The sequence below is a fragment of the Dactylosporangium sucinum genome (genome assembly GCF_014647515.1).
GTDB lineage: Bacteria > Actinomycetota > Actinomycetes > Mycobacteriales > Micromonosporaceae > Dactylosporangium > Dactylosporangium sucinum.
In genome coordinates this window covers 128,556-146,444 of record NZ_BMPI01000022.1, presented here as the reverse complement: position 1 = coordinate 146,444, position 17,889 = coordinate 128,556, and the positions used below count along the sequence as shown (strand labels likewise).

Sequence of the window (17,889 nt, the reverse complement as noted above, 5' to 3'; positions counted from 1 at the left end):
CGCTCACAAACCCGGATAGGGGGATGACGAGCCCAATCCGAACCCAGGGCACACGATCCTCCATCAAACCGGAGTCGACCATGTCCACAACCACACTTCGCCACCCCGAGCCCGACGTACACGTCTCGGTGTCAGCCCCACCGTCCCGCTCGCCGTCCGCAATGGGGTCAGCCTTCAAGCTGACCCGCGGACTGACCCCTCCACCGCGCTCACGACGCAGGTCAGAGCCACTGTCACGGCCGTACCGGTCAACTCCGACAGACCCTCCTGAAGGGGGTCTCCGGTGGGGCGGGAGGCGCCATGGATGACCCCGTCCTGCGCGTCCAGGTCCGCCTGACCGAACGGGATCGGACCCTGCTCGGCTGGCTGTACGACCACGGCGTGCTCACGTCGTTCCAGATCGCCAACGCGCTGTTCCCGTCGCTGGACTTCTGCCAACGACGGCTACGAACCCTGACCGAACTGCGGCTGATCACTCGGTTCCGACCGAACCGGCCCGACGGCGGCTCCTACCCGTACCACTACGTCATCGAACAGCTCGGCGCCGAAACCATCGCCGCCGCCCGCGGCGAGCGCCCGCCACGGCGCGAACACGCCCGCACCGAACGACGACGCTGGACCGCCGGGCACCTCCTCGCGCACCGGCTTGGCGTCAACCAGTTCTTCACCGACCTGGCCGGCCACGCCCGCAGCCATCCAGGAACGAGCCTGGACGCCTGGTGGTCGGAGTCGGCCTGCCGGCGGCCCGGCGCCTTCGTCCGCTCGGACGATCCCGTCGTGCTGCGCGCATACCAACCGCGGGTCCGCCCCGACGGGTACGGCGAGTGGACCGAGGACGGCGTCACCGTGCCGTTCTTCCTGGAGTACGACACCGGCACCGAGCCACTGGGCACGCTCGTCGACAAGCTCGACGGGTACACCGCGCTTGCCCGCCATCTCGGCCGAGTCTGGCCGGTGCTGTTCTGGCTGCACAGCCCCGCTCGAGAACGCAACCTCCAACGGATACTGACCGACCAGCCGCCGATCGTGCCGGTCGCCACCGGCCACCGCGCCGACTCATCGTCACCGGCCGGCGAGGTGTGGGCTATCGCCCAAGCCGGCTGGTACCGGTACCGCCTCGCAGAACTACCCGCCTCGTGACCCGTTCACCGGTTGCCCGGCGTGTGGACCAGGCCGCCCGGCCCCGGCAACGCGATCGCCTCCCACCGCTCCTCAGGCAGGCCAGCCGCGAACGAGGCGGCGTCATTCCCGGCATCAATCTCGAACCCGATGAGCGCGCAGCGATCCCGGCCTCCGCGTGGACAGCATCAGCGACGGTACCCAGCCAAGCGTCGAGCTGATCCCGCCAGCGCAACGACACAGGACCGCCACCCTCGCCGAACGGAAACGCCCCAATACGCCGGTCGGTACGAGCGAGAGCGCCGAGCGGAAGGTTCAAGGTCAGCCACTGCTGGCCGTCGTCGAATTCGACCGAAGTGCAGGCACAGACGACACGACGGCCGGAAAGCAGCGTCACGATCCCGGCGAGCAGTCCGTGCTCCTCGAGTGACGACACATTCAGCGGTACCGGCATCAGCCGGTTTGTCATTCGGGGATCCGCATAACAGCCCTCGATACCAGCGGCAGCCCACAGCACCGTCAACGCCGACTGCAGGCGCACCGGATCGGCTCGGCCGAGCTCGATGTCGAACTCGTAGAAGCCGCCGGACCAGTTCTCGGGATCGTCGAGCCGCGCCGGATCACGCACTCCGCAATAGTCACCGGCTCTGCAACGAAACGCGAGCCGATTCCAATCTTCCGAAAGGAACGATCGTGTCCACCACCAAGCCGTCGATCTGGACCGTCGCCGACGTCCGCGCCCTGGGCGCCGTCACCGACCTGCCCACCGCCGCCGCAGTCCTCGGCATCGGCCGCTCCACCGCCTACGCCCTCGCCGCCGCCGGCGACTTCCCCGTCCCGGTACTGCGCGTCGGTCGCCGCTACCGCGTCGCAGTCGCGTATCTCCTCGCCATCGTCGACCCCGCCAGTCCCGGCGACTTGACCGGCGGGCGAAGTGAAGCGTCGATCGAACCGATCCGACCGCCCGTGAGGAGGCATGATTGAAAGGCACCACCTACAAGCGGTGCAGCTGCACCAACCCCGCCACCGGTCGCCCGTACGGCCGCTCATGCCCGAAGCTGCGCCGTCCCGGCGGCTCGTGGCACCCGACGCACGGCGTCTGGCAGTACCAGTGCGAACTCCCGCCCACCGCAGACGGCAAACGCCGACCGCTGCGCCGCGGCGGCTTCGCCACCAAGGCCGACGCCGACGCCGAACTTGACCGCATCCGCACCCTGCTCGCCCTCGCCGACGAGCCCGAGGACGCCATTCGCATCGGCGACCTCATCGTCGGCGCCATCAGCCGCCGCGAGCCGCTCCCCGACCAGGCCACCGTCCGCCGACTGCTGCACAGCGACGGCGAACACGACGACGTCACTGTCGGCGAATGGCTCGACGCGTGGCTCGCCAGCCGCCGCTCACTGCGCGAAACGACCCGCCGCAACTACGCCGACAACATCCGCAAGTACCTCAAGCCCCACCTCGGCCACATCAAACTGGTCCGCCTCACCGGCAAACACGTCGCTGCCATGTTCGATGCGATCAACGCCCACAACGAAGCGTTCCAGGCGTACCTCGCCGATCCCGACCTGAACCTCGGCCGACGCTTCGACGGCGACCGCCGCACGATGAAGCCAGCCGGACCGGCAGCACAGCGACGCATCCAGGCGGCCCTGCGCGCCGCGCTCAACGCCGCCATGCGCCGCCAGATGATCACGTACAACGCCGCCACCCACGTCGAACTGCCGCCGGTACGGTCGGCAAAGCCGCTCATCTGGACCGACCAGCGCGTCGCCGAATGGCGGCGCACCGGCCACATCCCGTCGCCGGTCATGGTCTGGACCGCCGAGCAGACCGGCGCGTTCCTCGACCACATCATCGACGACCCGCTGTACGCGATGTACCACCTGATCGCTCTGCGCGGACTGCGCCGCGGCGAGGCGTGCGGCCTACACCGCGCCGACCTGGACCTCGACGCCCTCACGCTGACCGTGCGGCACCAAGTCGTCGTCGAGGCGTGGAAACTCAACCTCACCGCTCCGAAGACTGACGGCAGCGAGGCCACGATCGCCCTGGACACCATCACCGCCCAGCTGCTCCGCGAGCACCTCGAACACCAAGACGGCTTACGCGAGCGAGCCGGCGCGGCCTGGGTCGAGACCGGCCTCGTCTTCACCCGCGAAGACGGCAGCATGATCCACCCCGACTACGTCACCCGCCGCTTCAAGGAAGCCATCGCCGAAACCGGCCTGCCACCGGTACGGCTACACGACCTCCGTCACGGCGCCGCCACACTTGCCCTCGCCGGCGGCGCCGACATCAAGACCGTCCAAGCGATGCTTCGCCACTCCACCATCGTGCTCACTGCCAACACCTACACGTCGGTTCTCCCACAGGTTGCGCGGGACGCCGCCGAGGCGGCTGCCGCGCTCGTACCGCGGCGGCGATGATGCCGGCTCGCTTGATCCGATCAGGCGAAGTTGGCAGTCGGCAGATGGTCACCGATGTACCCGACGTATACCTTGCCAGTCTGGCCGCCCGCGTCATCGTGGAAGTGAATTCGGGGACATGGGGAGCCGCCTTGCTGGATCTTCACGTGCGGCGCCATGTAGACCTTTCCTGACGAGTCCACTTTGACTGGAACCTGGAATGTCCGGGCTGCGCGCAACTTCGGCATCGTGTCCGTCGTCTCGGACTCCTTCAGCGCCACCCAGGTGGCCGGAATGGCCGCACCACCGGGTGGTGGTGCCTGGCACCAGGCATGGAACGAGTTCGACCACGCCCCGGTAGAACGTGCACACGCGTAGTCATTGAGCGCGACGAGCGCCTGCCAGATCTTGATCCCCCAGCGCTCCCCTTGCGGATGTACGTCCAGATCCGCGCCCGTCTGCGCGGTGTCACCGAGCTCCAGGTACGGCAGGTAGATCGGCGCGAGCTCGATCGCGTCCGCGACGCTGGCCGGCGGGTCCGGCAAAGAGGTCTGGGGGGATTCGATGCCGAACTTGTGCTGACCCGACTTAGCGAGCTCGGTCTCGAGCCAACGAATCCTGGCCCGTAACCTGTCGGCTTCGCGTTCAGCTTCGGTCAGCTCAAGTTCGGCGAACTCGCGTTCGAAGCGGAGGCCTTCCACCTCGTCGACCGACTTCTGCTGTTCCCGGAGCTGATCGCTGAGGACCTCGATGTCGGCGTAGAGCAGTGTGTTGAGTTCTTCGGACTCTGCCAGCTTGCCGGTGAGCCCGCTGTCCTGGACGAAGTCTGCGGCGACTGATCGCGCGCTGCGGGCGAGGCCGAGCACGACCTGTTGGAGGGCTCGGTGCTCCGCTTCGACAGATCGGGCGTTGCTGTGCGGCGTGGTCGGCAGTACGGCGGAGAGATCGACGCCAGCCCCACCCAGCACGGTCCGCAGCACGACGTTCGCCTCGTGCGTGGCGACCGACGGGGTGAGGGTGGTGTCACGAGCTACGGGAAGCCGCTCGTCCAGGCCTGGCAATGTTGCCTGTTTCGGCTGGATATCGATCAGCGTGGGCTGGTGCGACGTCGACGGTCGAGCAGGCTGTGGGCGTTCGATGCGACGTCGATGCGCAGACGCCTGCGCCAGCAGCAATTGGACCAGCGGGTACGAGGGCGGCGGCGTGCGGCGCGTGGACAACGACAGCACCTGGTCGCGGACGGCGTTGGCGGCTCGCGGCCCCATTGCCCGCATCGTTGCCGCGGAGAGCACCCGGTGGCGTTTTGGGAACGGTTCGTTGGGACGCAGGCCCGGCAGGTATGTCCGCATCGCACCGCCGTAGACCTGCAGATGCGGGCCAACGCTGCGCGAGAATGCCGAGGCCGCGACCGCGTCCACGAGCCGGACGACGACAGCGACTCCGGCGACATCGCGGGCGAGCCGGTTCCCGAAGCGTTCCTGCGCATCGGGATGTACCGGGTCCGGGGTGAATACGATGACCGGCACCCGCCGGGTGGTGTCGAACAGCCAGCCGCACAGTTCGTTGACGTGGTTCTCAGTGATGTCCAGGACGTCCGAGGTAAGCGGCAGCGTTCCATCGGTACCTTCGACCGCCGCCAGAAGATCACGGACGAGACGTGGGCTTCCGGGCCGGATCGGCGAGCCGTCTGCCGGGACGTGCTCTAGATCGAGCCAGGCCCATGGCTGTTCCGGCCACATTGTCGTGTCCGGTGTGAGCTCGAAGAGCTGCTGCGGCTCGCGCGGCGGATCCGCGAAGAGGCTGCCCTGCTCGGTGACGATCGGCGTCGCGACGGTCACTGACGTGGTCCACGTGCTGCCGTCACGGAGGCATTCGGTTAGCCGGAGCGCCACGGCGCGCAGTTCGCGTTGCCGGCCGCGATCGACGAACGTGGCGACACTGCCCTGCGCCGCGCGTTGGGTGCCGTCCGCGGCGACGGTCTCCGCGCTCGCCCCGTGGAGCAGAGACTCGGCAGTGACCGGCAGCCCCTTGCTGCCTAGCCAGGCGCTGAACTGTTCGGCTGCCTGCCGCCGCAGATCAGGCGCGTGCGTCGAAAAATGGGTGCGGTAGACGAGCGCACTGCCAGGCTGCTGCTTCGGTTGCCACGGGCTACTCACTTGACGTCACAGGGAAGCGTCGACGTAGGCCACTCCATGGCTGCGGCGGCGTCAAAACCGGCAGCTTCGACAACGGCTGGGCCTCGTCCCGCTCCCGCTGCAATGCCGCCTTCCAATCCTGGGCTGTTCCCGTCACGACGAAGGGCCCAAGCTCAACCTCGATGGTTTCGTTGTCGCTACGCACTGCGACCTGCTGTCCATCCACCTCCAGGTCGGCTGAAATACCGTCCTCGGCTTGGGTGATGGCGTCATCGAGTGCGGTAGCGGAGAGCGTCGCTCGCCAGACCTGGTCATGGTCATGCGCGTGGACGAGCATTTTCGGCTCGTCCCAACTGCTCTCGAACCGTGTGAGTTCCAGGCTGCAACCTTCGAGGTCGTCGCTCTGAGTTGCAACTTGATCGAGCCATGCAGGACGGAACTTGTTGAGCAGATCGGTCATGGCTGTCGCTAGCAACGCCCTACGAGCCGCCAGAAATTGGGGGTACGCGTCTGCGGTCCGTAGGTTCTCGTCGAGGGGAACGAGGTGTGCGGTCAGCTCGGCGTCGCCGAGCGACGGGAAGTACTTCGCCGGCGATCGGTCGCTGATCTTCTTGTTCGCAGTCGCGGAGATGAAGGCCAAATTGGCGAGATCGTTGATCTCCGCCTTGGAGTACAGATCCTTGAGCGTGGCCCGAGGATGGATGTGGTGATATTCCAGCTTATGCCCGTCCTCAGCGCCGAGATCGATCCCGACGCCGTGGAACCAGTCCTTGGCTCCATTGTTCCTGGCCACAAGGAAGCTCAGGAAGAAGTACGGGCTGGCAACGGAACGGCTGACCAGCGCCTGCGCCGGCACATCAGCACTCGTACCGACGAGTCCGAGGTTCGCTAGGAGCCGCTTGACGGGTTCTGGCTCGCGGGTCGCGGGGATGTCCTGACCCAGCAGGGTGTCAGCGCTGCTGCTGTACCGGTTGCGAATCGTCGCCACCAGAAACCAGTAGAGAATGCCGTTGGCAGTCTCGGTATCGAGCGGCATCTTCGGGCGTTCGCCGAGAAGCACCACCAGTGGCAGCAGGACGTTGATTGACGGCAGCAGGCTGCCATGGCTGATGCCGAGGTTGCTCTTTAGCAGCGGCACCAGATCGCGCAGCCCGCGCTGGACGGTGGCCCAGCCCTTCTCCAGTTCCTCATCGGTCGCGGCAACGAGCCGGCTATGCGACCATGCGGACAGCCCTCGGCCGAGCACGGCGCCGGTCAGCGCCCGGGTTTGGAAGGTCGCATCTAGTTCTCCGTACCCACGCTCGCGCCAGTACGCCGCCTCGCCTTCGAGCTTTGCCAACACGCCCGGCCACCGCGCGGAGAGAGTGGCCAACGCGAGATCAGTGGTCTTCAGGGAGCGGCCACCGCTGTTGACCCGCACGAAGATCTGCGCCACCTCTTCATACGGTAGGTCGGTGATGATCTCCATGTGGTAGCCGTATTTCGGCACCGCCGCAAGGCGTTGGAGCCGCTGGCCAACCACCCTGCGCGGGATCTTCATGTCGTCGTAGTTGAACCGCTCCGAGACCTCGAACAGATCGCAGTCCTTGCGGACCAGATCGTGGACCTTGACCCATCTGACATCCTGCCGGGTCGCGGCACTCTGGTTCTGGAACGCCTCAGTCTCCACATTGAACACGATCTGCGCCTCTAGATGATCATTTAGCACCCGATGCAGCGATGTGAGGCGCTGCTGCCCGTCAAGCAGGAACAGCGGAAGCACTGCAGGCTTCTCCGTCGGTGCATTCGCAGCGACAGCGCGAGTCTCAGGCGTTTCCATCGTCCGCCAAAACAGCAGCGAGCCCGACGGGTAGCCGCGGTACAACGACTCGATCAGCTTCGCGACCTGCGTGGGCTTCCAGACGTACGCCCGCTGGATTTCGGGCAGCCTGATCTCGCCGCTCGACACCTGGGTGACGAGCGTCGCGATATCACGCTCGGTCTTCTCCACAGGCATGCGATCAGTCCTTCTCGAAGCCGAACTGCTCGAATTTAAGGGACTTGGCATTCTCCGTCACGATGCGCACCTTGTCGTCCGGGAAACCCTCGGGCTTGACAGCGCTGATCTCTACCCTGACGTGAAGTTGCGCCCCGTCGACCGCGGCCAGGTGCTGCAAGACCTCCTGTGTGATACGGGTGAGGTCACGGCTGTAGCGTTCGGGATTCAACTGCATGACGCCGAAGAAACGGACATTCTCCAGGGCCGGCGCCGGAAGAGGGGGAACAAGAACCTTCTCGTCGTCCTTCTGGGACGTATGCGGGTCCTTGCGCTTGTTCTCGTGCTGGTTACGATAATCGGGATTCGGTCGAGGCTCCGGCCGCTCGGCGTCCTGCTGCTGCCGCGCCAATAACGGCGACACCAGCAATGTCGAATCCGAGATGAGCCCGAAGCTGCCCGTATGCGGGATGGTCAGCCCCTGATATCGCGCCGCCGTCTCGTCGAACCCTTCTGCTAGCGCAAACCCTTCGGCGTCCCACGTCAGATCATCAAGTACTGACCGGACCGCGGTGTCGAGCACCAACCGGTCGCGCAGCCTGGTGAGGTAGGGGTATTTGCGGTAGAAGGACCATAGGTCGCCTACCGAGACGTGCCCTCGGTTCCAGGCTGACTTCAGCGGCCCGTCGAGGTCCATGCGAATGTTCCGGGCACCGTAGGTGGTGGCGAGCAACCCACCTTGACGCAGCTTCGTGGTTACCCGATCTGCGAGACGCGGCTGCGCGCCCTCCGCCTTGGCGATCTGCCAATCAGAAGGGCGTCCGGGATCGGGCTGCTCAGGTACTAGGGCCCAGATATACGCCGCCGGGATGCGCAGGTCGACGGTCTCGTCGGCGGCCCTGAGGCGACGCTCGGCCATGGCCTTCTGCTGTGCAGTGAGGTTGAGCTCGTTTACCCGCTGGCAGATGTACTGCCAGGCAAGGAAGTCCCGGGTGGCATCAGCCAACTCCTCCATCCGCCGGTTGTCTGGCGCAAGGAAGACCACGGCGTTACGGTTGATGCGTTGAGCCGAGCCCCGGGTGTCGAGGCAGGTTTGGGCAAAGCGCAGCGCTGGCGAGTCTGTGTTACTTCGCGCATGGCTGTACTGCGGGTGCAGCACAACCAGCTTCGCTTCCTCGGTGTCAGGGACCGCTCCGCTGTCTTCAGGGCACGGGTGCACAGCCGCGAAGTCACCACGGGACGAACGTTCCTTGCCGAGCCGGCGCACGAGCTCTGCCCACACTTCCTCCGGGTGTTCGCGCAACCGGTCGGCGAAGTCCTGCGCGGTGCGGGTTACCGACGCTTGGGTGTCGTACCAGTAGCGTGCCCCGTCTACGTACAAGTACGTAGCACGCTGTCCGAGAACCTCAAGTGCGGACCCGAAGTTGCCGACGGTATCCCCGGGGACCGCCACGCCGAGCCAGACGTGCTGCCGCTCGATGCCCTTATGCGCCGTGTGGAGGGTGGGCGCCGCGCCTACGAAGATCGTACGGGCGATGCGCCGGGTCAGTGCGCGGGAGCCGAACGTTGGCCGTTCACCGTCGACGCGGGCGGGCGTGGAACCCTCGCCGTCGATATCTGCATCGATAATAGGCTTCCACGCGTCCGGCAGGTACTGCGTCAGCTCACTGGCGACCGTCGGAACGTCCAGCGGCACTGATGCGGCCATGATGAGGGGACCGGCGTCGCCCCGCGCCCAGAGCGTGTGCACGACGGCGCTCATCAGACGCAGTACGCCGCGGGTGCGCTGGAACCGTTCCAGCGTCGACCAGTCCTCGTAGAGCCGATCGAACAGCTCAGGGTGGATCGGATAGGCGCGCTTGATGCGCTCCTCGTACGCAATCTCCCCGCACTCGCGCGGAAACTCCCCGCGATGTTCGGCGTAGAACTGGACGAACTGCCTAGCTACCGCGGAAATGTCGCGCTTCGCCGCTGCGTCAGGTGCCGCGAACAGCCGTCGCCGCACGATTTCGAACGACTCGTACGCCGACGCCGGACGCCACTGGTCAGCGACCCGGCGAACAACGTTCTGAAGCCGCCGCAATGCCTCCTGCCCGTTCGCACCGCCAACCTCTAGATCGCTACCGCCGGTGGCGGTGTCCTGCCCGGAGGCGGTGTCGGAGGCGGGGATCGAGATGACGAGAAGCGCGCCTGGGATCGACTTGACAACCTCGGTCAAAGTCTGGGCAAACGTAAACTGGGTGTCGAACGTGCCAGCCGGCAGATCGTCACGCCCGTAGAGCTGACGAGCGTAGGCGACCCACTCGTCGACGAGGATCAGACAAGGCGCGTACGTTGAGATGAGCTGCGTCAGCGCTTCTCCGGGATTCGTGGAAGTACGGTCTGCCTCAGCAATCAGGTCGAATCCCGCGCGGCCACCAAGCTGCCAAGCCAGCTCACCCCACAAGGTGCGAACCTCGGTGCCATCATCCTTTGCGCTGGACTTCCCCGGCATGAGATGCGTGCCGACGAGAGCCACTCGCTGGACCTTGCCCGCATCCGGCAGCTTGGCGTCACCAATGATGTCCTGCACTTCCTGCGGATACTCCGTCACCGGAAGTCCCGAGCACAGGTGGTACAGCGCGAGCATCGAGTGAGTCTTGCCGCCACCGAAGTTGGTCTGCAGGTTGACGATCGGGCTGGCGTTCATGTCACCTGTAATCCGCCGCGCCGCACGTCCCAGCAGATCGCGGAGACCTTCGGTCAGATAGGTGCGCTGGAAGAACGCCACCGGATTGCTGTACTCGCGACTGACGTCCGGGTTGCGCGTCGCCACCATGTGCAGGTCGGCGGCGAATTCGGCGGCGTTGTACTGACCGGTGGCGACGTCGTGATGGGGCGCAATGACTTCGCGCCACGGCTTGAGGCCGGTCCCGGGAACCGTCGGCACCGTAGCCGCCTTCACGGCTTTGCGGGTCTCGGTTTCGTACTGCGCCCGCTGATGGTCCAACCGTAGTTTCCGCACCTCGTCTGCCTGTTCGGCAGCACCTGCTGCGGTCAGCAGCCGCTCCATCGAATCGAGTGCTCGATATGTGTCGTCCGGGCTGAACGATGCATTGTGCGCCCAACGGTTCCGGACGTCGCGCAATTCCGAAGCAAAGGACTGCTCGGAGCGTGACAACCTGTCTTTGAAGACTCGCCATTCTTCGGTCAGGACCCTGAGCTGCACTTGCGGATCATGTTTGTCGTAGGTCCTGGACGATCCATGCTTAGCAGCATCGCGGGCTTCGAGCACCTCTGCCCAGTCGCGATCGCCGGGCGTGGCGGCGCGCATCGCGTCGTCGACGTACTTCTCCAAGCCCGCAGCAAGCAGCTCAAAGCCGCGCCCAACGCGGTCACGGTTACTGATCGCCACGTGCCGTCACTCCTCGTCGCTGGTGAAGTCGAGCTGCCCCTGGACGGGCGGTGGGGTGAGCGAACCACCGGTACGGGCGGCGGCCGAGAGGTCCGACCATGAGGTACCGAGGCCGTTGAACAACAGCGCGGTTTGTGTCCAGCCGCGCTTCTCGCAGATAGAGAAGAGCAGATAGGCCAGTTGCTTGGCGGCGTCCAGGTCAACGCGTTGGCCCGCCCGGGCCATTAGACGAGCTGCCTCTTCGGCGCCATTGTCCTTGAGCGCCTTCGCGAGCCGAAGAACGACCTCCCAGACGCTGATCCGCTCGTCGGCGGTGGGGTCCCAGTCGTCCGAAAACTCGTTTTGCTCGATCAGCCGCGCTTTTCCTGCGCGCGCCCAGAAGATGCCGCCACGGACCAACCCGTCTACGGAGGTGTTCGTGGATCGCGAGAGCTCGTCGGCGCGACCAAAGGGCTGCTCATCCCAGCCGAACTGGTCAAACCATTTCACACAAAAGCGGGTGTCGGTGTCGAAGTCGCCTTCCTGCTCGGACAGCACCTCATCGAGAACCTGATTGATCAATGCCAACGCCGTACGAACCCTCATCGATGATCCGTCGGCCTCGACAACCATTCGATACCGAGTAAAAACGGCCATGCCCGGCCCGATCGCCGCCTGCGCGAGATCCACAGGCGCTACTGATCCTTGCTGTAGTGCGCGCAAAGCACCTGGCAGCTCAGCCTGAAGGGCCTGAATTAGGCCCCTCCTCGTGGTCGGCTGAGCGGCATCGGCCCGACTGCGGCAGGCAAGAACGACGGACGAGGCAAGAGCGTTGCGGCCGAGCTCGCGGAGGCCGCCGGACAATTCTGTGCGGACAGGCCACGTCGCCGTGATAGTTGCGCCGACGTCAATCAACGCCTGCAACATTGTCTCCCATCCGGTCGAAGCCGTTCCACTCTCATCAGTCTCAGATTGCTTGAACGCATAAAATACGGCAAATGGTGTGCGACGGTCTTGACCACGTACGACATTGGCGAATACCTCCCTAAGCCCGGACTCAAAGAATTCCGCCGCCGCAATACGTGAGCCTGTACGCGCGGGTTCCGCAATAAGTTCCTGCGCCTTGGGCGTTACCACAGTCCCATAGAGCTCCGGCAAGACGCGACCCAGCGATCGACGATGCCATACGTAGAAGAAGTCAGAAAGATCCGCATAGGGAACATTGTCGTAATAGGGCGGATCGGTTGAGAATACAACCCCGTCCGCACTCAAGGACGTCGCATCCCCTTGCCTTGCTATGCCAACCCCGGAAGCAGGGACTCTTTCAATTGCCGATACCAGGTAATCAAGTTGGCCTAAAATGTTCCCGGATGAATCTGAGAACAAGTTCGCCTCTGCATAGACCCAGATCATAGGCATAGCATTGCGCGCGAATACCTGTTCGACCGTCTCTCGACCCGGGTGCCAAAAGCTCTGACTCGAACTGCGATTCGCGACCCGGCCTATCAGAAGAGTGAGATAAACCGCAAGATCGTCCGCATATTCGATCTCAGCGCCGTCTGCGAGGCACTGACTCCGAGCGGAGGCGACCAAATCACTAAGGCATGCCACGGCCGTAAGCTGGCGAGGAGAATAGAAGTCGCTCTGGCGGGTGAGACCGTAAGCTTGGGTCCTGAAACCAAGCGCCATATCAGGGAGATCCACATCGACAATGCCGTCCGGTTTAGGCACATAGGCTGCATCAATATGCTCAACCGTCGGTGGCAAGTATATCCGCTCGCGCTTTCCCGCCGCGACAATCGCCATGAGAGTCGCCCCCAACCGATCTGCACGTCCTTCTTCGCGAACGAAAGACAACGGCATCGTGGACCCACATGACAAGCACGATGCGCCCGATCGGGAAACCGTACCAGCGACGCTTGGACGCGAGGTGTATTCCACTTCGAAATCGATCCGGTCGCTCCTTACAACAGGTCGGACATGGACCTTTCTAGCGCTCCGGCTCGACACTGTAAAGCTGTTTACCAGTGGTACAGTCATCCGACAAGCGGGATTCGGGCAGGTCACGGTACGCGCCCACAACCACGCAATCACGTTTGCCTTACTGCCATCCGAAAGTTTTGCCTTGGGATAGAGGTGGCCGATGCGTTTCTCGGCCTCGTCTCGCATCCAGTTTCCATACTGGCGCACGTCCTCGGCTAGGCCGGTGGCTCGAGGCCAGTCACCCAGCCGCGACTCGGCAGAGCCAGCAAACACCGGCGGACGCCCCGCCCACTTGGGCGGAATCTCGATGAGAGCCTTGTTGATAAGCACCGCAACCGGGTTGAGATCACTTGCGTGCGCCTCCAACCCAAGACGCTGGGCCTCCAACGGAATCGATCCACCGCCGGCAAAGGGGTCAAGGATCGCGGGTGGCTTGCCGTCAAAGCACGCCGCGATCTCCTTATGCGCCTGCAGCAGCAGCGCCTCATCGTTCGCGTTCTCCCACACGACGAGCTTTTCGACCAGATCGAACAGTCGGCGGCGCTCCTTTGCCTGAGCCTCCTCGGTCGGGAACCGATCTGGATGCGATGAGGGATCGTCAACGAGTTGGGCAAAGAGCACCGCCCGACACGCGGCGAGCGGTCGGCGCGCCCACCACAGATGCAGCGTCGATGGATGTCCGTGCCGGATCGATTTTTCCCGTGCCGACTCCCGGTTAATTGCCTCCAGCGGCAGCGCCACCTCGATGAGCTTGCGTTTGGCCAGGGCTAATGTATCGCTCATAGTGGTGGTTCTCCCTTGTCCCACATATCACGCCAGTTGCCGCGAACGCCGTCCGCGGCGAAAGTGCCGAAGTCGAATCCTTGAAACGGGTTGAGGACGTAGCGGATCTCGTCCTTGTCCGGCCCGTCCGGGTGGACGCTCACTAATGCCAGCCGGTACCGCTCAGCGTTCTTGCCGTACAGAACCTCATTGCGAGTCACAGTGAAGTCATCGGCGCCGAGAATGCGGCCCTTGATCTCTATGAAAACGAAATGCCCATCGGGGGTAAGCGAGCGGATGTCGAACCCCTTGTTGTTGTGCGGCATCTCGAATGGCTCCCGGCCGAGTCGGCGCTCGGCGGCCATTACCGCGGCGATGGCTCGCCGCTCCACCTCGGCGGTGTCCTTGGCGTACGTCAGCACCGGCTTGTCGCGTCGCCCGGTTAGTCGGTCGACGAACCCCTGCGGAACGACGAGCGCACCGCCAGCGACAACGGGAGGGAGCGGCCGTAGCGCAGCGTCCGCGTCGAGCTCGGTTAGCCGCTTCTCGAGCCTGCGCTCCAGGTCTCGAGCACGCCGCATGGCGGTCTCTGGATTAATCTTCAATGTTCGGCCTGTCGCGGCTTGGTCCAGCAGCTCGGCGTGGCGGGCGTCCCAGTAATTGATCTCCTGAGTGAGGCGCTGGCGGACGTGCGTCCGGGTGCGCTGGACGGCCTGCTGTACCCGCGCCTGCACCTCGCTGAAGTGCTCGCTCATTCCATGCTCGACAGCCCAGCTGACCGCGACGTCTTCCGCCCCGCGTGCCAGCCATGGTTCGTTGAGTACGACCTGAGAGTGCGAGACCTCGTCCGCTGCGGGTGGTCGATAGTCCAGGTACGGAGCCGGGCCTGCCGACTCTGCCGCACCGTCACGACGGATCTCGACGAACTCGAATCGCTTCGAAATGGTCCGCGCCGGGTTGTGGGCATCGGTAATCTGCTGGGTCAGTGCGACGAGCAGCCTCGGCTCCTCGCCCGTGTCGTTGCCGTCGACGAGCACCGCGCCCTGTTTCAACAGCGTTCCATACCGCTCGACGATGAGGTCGACGACCGCGTCCAGCAGTGGATGACCTGGCGCGATAAGTTCAGCCTTAGGCTTGCCCGGCGCGCGCACCTGTTCGCGCTCGAAGCAGACCCGCTCATACCGTCGCAGCACCGGGGCGCCGAGGCCGATCTGCCTGTCCCGGTCACGAACCTCGGCCGGCACGTGAGTAATCTCGAAGCGACCGGTCTCTCGCGAGCTCATGACGCCGCCTAGCAGACGGAACGCCTCAGTGAAGAACGCTTGCACGTAATGCGGCTGGAGCCGGCGGGCGTACGCCTCCTCCATACGCAACCGCAGCTCTTGCACATCCGACTCAGCCAGCAACTCGTGGTGCAACGCCCGCTCGGCGAGGAGTTTGTCGAGGCCGGCGCTAACCTCGGCGTCAATGACCTGGTCGAGCCGGGCTCGAACCTCGGGCTGGTCGCCGTAACGGATCGCTTCCACCAGCAACTCGCGCAATGGCCGAGCCTCGAACGCCTCCCCGAGAATGTCGAAAACCTTGCCACGGTACGCCCGCCGTTGCTCCTCCACCTTGTCGAGCAATCGGAGGAAGACAGCGCCCTCCCGGGTATCGACAGCGACGAGGTTCCACAGTCGACAGACTTCGGTCTGGCCGATGCGGTGGATACGGCCAAAGCGCTGTTCGATCCGGTTGGGGTTCCACGGCAGGTCGTAGTTGACCATCAGGTGAGCCCGCTGCAGGTTCAGTCCCTCACCGGCCGCATCGGTGGCGACTAGGACAACCGTGTCTTTATCCTGGGTGAAGAGTTCCTGAGCCGCCCGCCGGGCCTCGCGACGTACTCCGCCGTGTATGGCGACGACGGCGTCGTCCCGGCCCAGCAGGTCGCGGATCTGGTCGACAAGATAGTTGAGGGTGTCGCGGTGCTCGGTGAAGATAATGATCTTCCGTCGGGAGCCGTCAGCCTCGTACATCGACTCGTCGTCGAGTAGGAGGCTGCGCAGCTCGGTCCACTTCTTGTCGGTTCCGGCCCGACGAACCCGGCGCGCAAGCTCCTCCAGGTTTGCCAGGACGTTAATTTCAACGTCGAGCTCGGCGACGGTACGGGCTGCCGACGCGGCGTCCACCACGCCCTCTTCGAATTCCTCACGCTCCTCGCCGGTCAGATCGTCGAGCGTTTCCTCCGCGACCTCGGCATTTCGGCCGAGCAGCTCCGCGAGGCGATTCTCCAGACTTGACTCGCCAATGCCGCGCATCGCCATCATCTCCTGGCGGCGCTGTTCCAGTCGGCGGCGTCGGCGTTCGAGCGAACGCAGGATAGCCTCAGGGCTCGATGCGAGACGGCGTTGCAACACCGTCAAAGCGAAACCAACAGTGTTTCCTCGCCGCCCCTCTCCCTCTGCTTTGAGCTGCTCGGCCCGGTTCATTTCCTCACGGACGTATTGGGTTACCGTCTCGTACAGGTCCCGTTCGCCTGGTGAGAGCTGGTACTGCAGGGTCTCTGCGACTCGCTCCGGGAACAGCGGCTTGCCCTCGAAGGTCAGCAGCTCCTCCTTGACCATGCGACGCATCAGTCCATCAGTATCGATCGAGTGCACCGCATCGCGGTACCGGCCCTCAAATCGGTCGGCGTCGAGCAACGCCATGAAGAGCTGGAAATCCTCCTCCTTACCGGCGTGCGGCGTCGCGCTCATCAGCAGGAAGTGGCGGGCCACCCGGCCTAGCAACCGGCCGAGCTCATACCGCTTGGTGGTCTTCAACTCAGCGCTGAAGTAGTGGGCGGACATGCGGTGGGCCTCGTCGACCACCACCAGGTCCCAGTCGGACTGCTCCAGCTGCGCCTTGAGGTCGTCGGCGCGGGAGAGTTGGTCCATACGCGCGATCAGGAAAGGCACACGATCAAACACCGACCCGTCAATGGTGGAGTCGAAGAGGGTACGGGTGAGCAGCTCAAATCGGAGCCCGAATTTGTCGAGCAGCTCCTCCTGCCATTGCTCAACAAGGCTGCCAGGGGTGACGATAAGACAGCGAGCCAGGTCTCCCCGGAGCAGCAGCTCCTTGAGGTAAAGGCCCGCCATAATGGTCTTGCCTGCGCCCGGGTCGTCGGCGAGCAGGAACCGCAGTGGCGTACGCGGCAGCAGCTCGCCGTAGACGGCCTTGATCTGATGGGGCAGTGGGTCGAGGTCGCTGGTTGTCACCGCCAGCATCGGGTCGAACTGCGCGGCCATTCGAAGGCGCAGAGCTTCGGCCGCGAGACGGAACAACGCTGAGTCACCGTCGAACGCGTAGCTGCGGGCAGCCGCTGCGATGGACAAGGAGGGCTCATGATCCCGGTAGAGCAGCCGTTGATCTGCGTGGCCATGGTCGTTGCGATAGGTGACAGTGACCGCGTTTGACCCATGCCACTTGACGTCGATGACAACGACCTGACCCCCGACAACGATTCCGCCCACGCGTGCCCCGGGCGTCAGATCCTCCAGCTTGACGTCGATCCGTTCACCCGGCGAAGCGGCGTTTCCCCGCGAGTCGGTGCTCAAGGCAGCAGCCCTCCAAGAAGAACGTCCGAAACATGGGGGTTCGGAGAACCGCAGACTACGACATTAGCGGTCAGATCTAGCTCACTCTGACACGACGGCGACGCGACACAGCTGAACAGAATTTTTAGGTGCTTGTCGCACATCACCGGAGCTACCGACGAGTGCGGCAACCGCGTCACGCTCTCAACGAGCCGTCTGCGGGAGGCGCCGCGCCGCCAGTGGTCGGCCGACGCCAGGAGAACGGCCTTGCAGGAACGGACTCGGCAAGTACACTCGGGCGTCGCCCGATCATGCTTCGCCCTGCGCATTGGTGACCGGACGGCCAGCTTGTCGCCCGCGGTCGCCAACTGATGCGCGGCGGCATGCAACTCGTCGATCGGCCGCTCCAGCAACCCTGCGGACTTGACCATGCGCATGACGATAGATTTTCCAGCATCCTCCAGCAATTCCCAGTTTCGTGTCGACAGTCGGGATTAGACTACCTAGAGCGACAGCGCTGGCAGAAGAAGCCAACGGCTAACGAGTCCGTCTCATGCGTCGTCATCCACGACGAACG

9 protein-coding genes are annotated in these 17,889 nt (G+C 64.5%); 3 read left to right on the top strand and 6 right to left on the bottom strand.

Annotation, left to right across the window (positions count from 1 at the left end):
- Positions 1–300 precede the first annotated feature (300 nt).
- Positions 301–1,140 carry a replication-relaxation family protein gene (locus IEZ31_RS23215; protein WP_190252039.1) on the top strand — a complete coding sequence of 280 codons (840 nt, stop codon included), beginning with the start codon at positions 301–303 and terminating at the stop codon, positions 1,138–1,140.
- Here IEZ31_RS23215 and IEZ31_RS56760 read toward each other — a convergent pair.
- A complete protein-coding gene (locus tag IEZ31_RS56760) occupies positions 1,085–1,747 on the bottom strand; it encodes a hypothetical protein (RefSeq protein ID WP_229835763.1) in 663 nt (220 codons plus the stop codon). The two genes, IEZ31_RS23215 and IEZ31_RS56760, sit on opposite strands and share 56 nt — an antisense overlap.
- 65 nt (positions 1,748–1,812) lie before the next feature.
- Between IEZ31_RS56760 and IEZ31_RS56755 the strand changes: the two genes are divergently transcribed.
- Positions 1,813–2,103 (top strand): helix-turn-helix transcriptional regulator, encoded by a 291-nt coding sequence (locus tag IEZ31_RS56755; RefSeq protein WP_229835762.1) that lies wholly within the window; start codon positions 1,813–1,815, stop codon positions 2,101–2,103.
- Positions 2,100–3,548 carry a site-specific integrase gene (locus tag IEZ31_RS23205; RefSeq protein ID WP_190252037.1) on the top strand — a complete coding sequence of 483 codons (1,449 nt, stop codon included), beginning with the start codon at positions 2,100–2,102 and terminating at the stop codon, positions 3,546–3,548. The genes IEZ31_RS56755 and IEZ31_RS23205 overlap by 4 nt, the downstream gene beginning before the upstream one ends.
- A gap of 20 nt (positions 3,549–3,568) precedes the next feature.
- Here IEZ31_RS23205 and IEZ31_RS23200 read toward each other — a convergent pair whose 3' ends face one another.
- The 5 genes from IEZ31_RS23200 to IEZ31_RS23180 are packed head-to-tail and all read right to left on the bottom strand — an operon-like array spanning position 3,569 to position 17,333.
- Positions 3,569–5,683, bottom strand: a complete 2,115-nt coding sequence (locus IEZ31_RS23200) for a hypothetical protein (protein WP_190252036.1) — start codon at positions 5,681–5,683, stop codon at positions 3,569–3,571.
- Positions 5,676–7,658 (bottom strand): GmrSD restriction endonuclease domain-containing protein, encoded by a 1,983-nt coding sequence (locus IEZ31_RS23195; RefSeq protein WP_190252035.1) that lies wholly within the window; start codon positions 7,656–7,658, stop codon positions 5,676–5,678. The genes IEZ31_RS23200 and IEZ31_RS23195 overlap by 8 nt, the downstream gene beginning before the upstream one ends.
- Positions 7,659–7,662: 4 nt before the next feature.
- Positions 7,663–11,031, bottom strand: a complete 3,369-nt coding sequence (locus tag IEZ31_RS23190) for a Swt1 family HEPN domain-containing protein (RefSeq protein WP_190252034.1) — start codon at positions 11,029–11,031, stop codon at positions 7,663–7,665.
- Positions 11,032–11,037: 6 nt separating this feature from the next.
- Positions 11,038–13,776 carry a DUF1156 domain-containing protein gene (locus IEZ31_RS23185; protein WP_190252033.1) on the bottom strand — a complete coding sequence of 913 codons (2,739 nt, stop codon included), beginning with the start codon at positions 13,774–13,776 and terminating at the stop codon, positions 11,038–11,040.
- On the bottom strand, positions 13,773–17,333 hold the full coding sequence (locus IEZ31_RS23180) for a DUF8742 domain-containing protein (protein ID WP_229835761.1): 3,561 nt from the start codon (positions 17,331–17,333) through the stop codon (positions 13,773–13,775). Before IEZ31_RS23180 ends, IEZ31_RS23185 begins: the two co-directional genes overlap by 4 nt.
- Positions 17,334–17,889 lie beyond the last annotated feature (556 nt).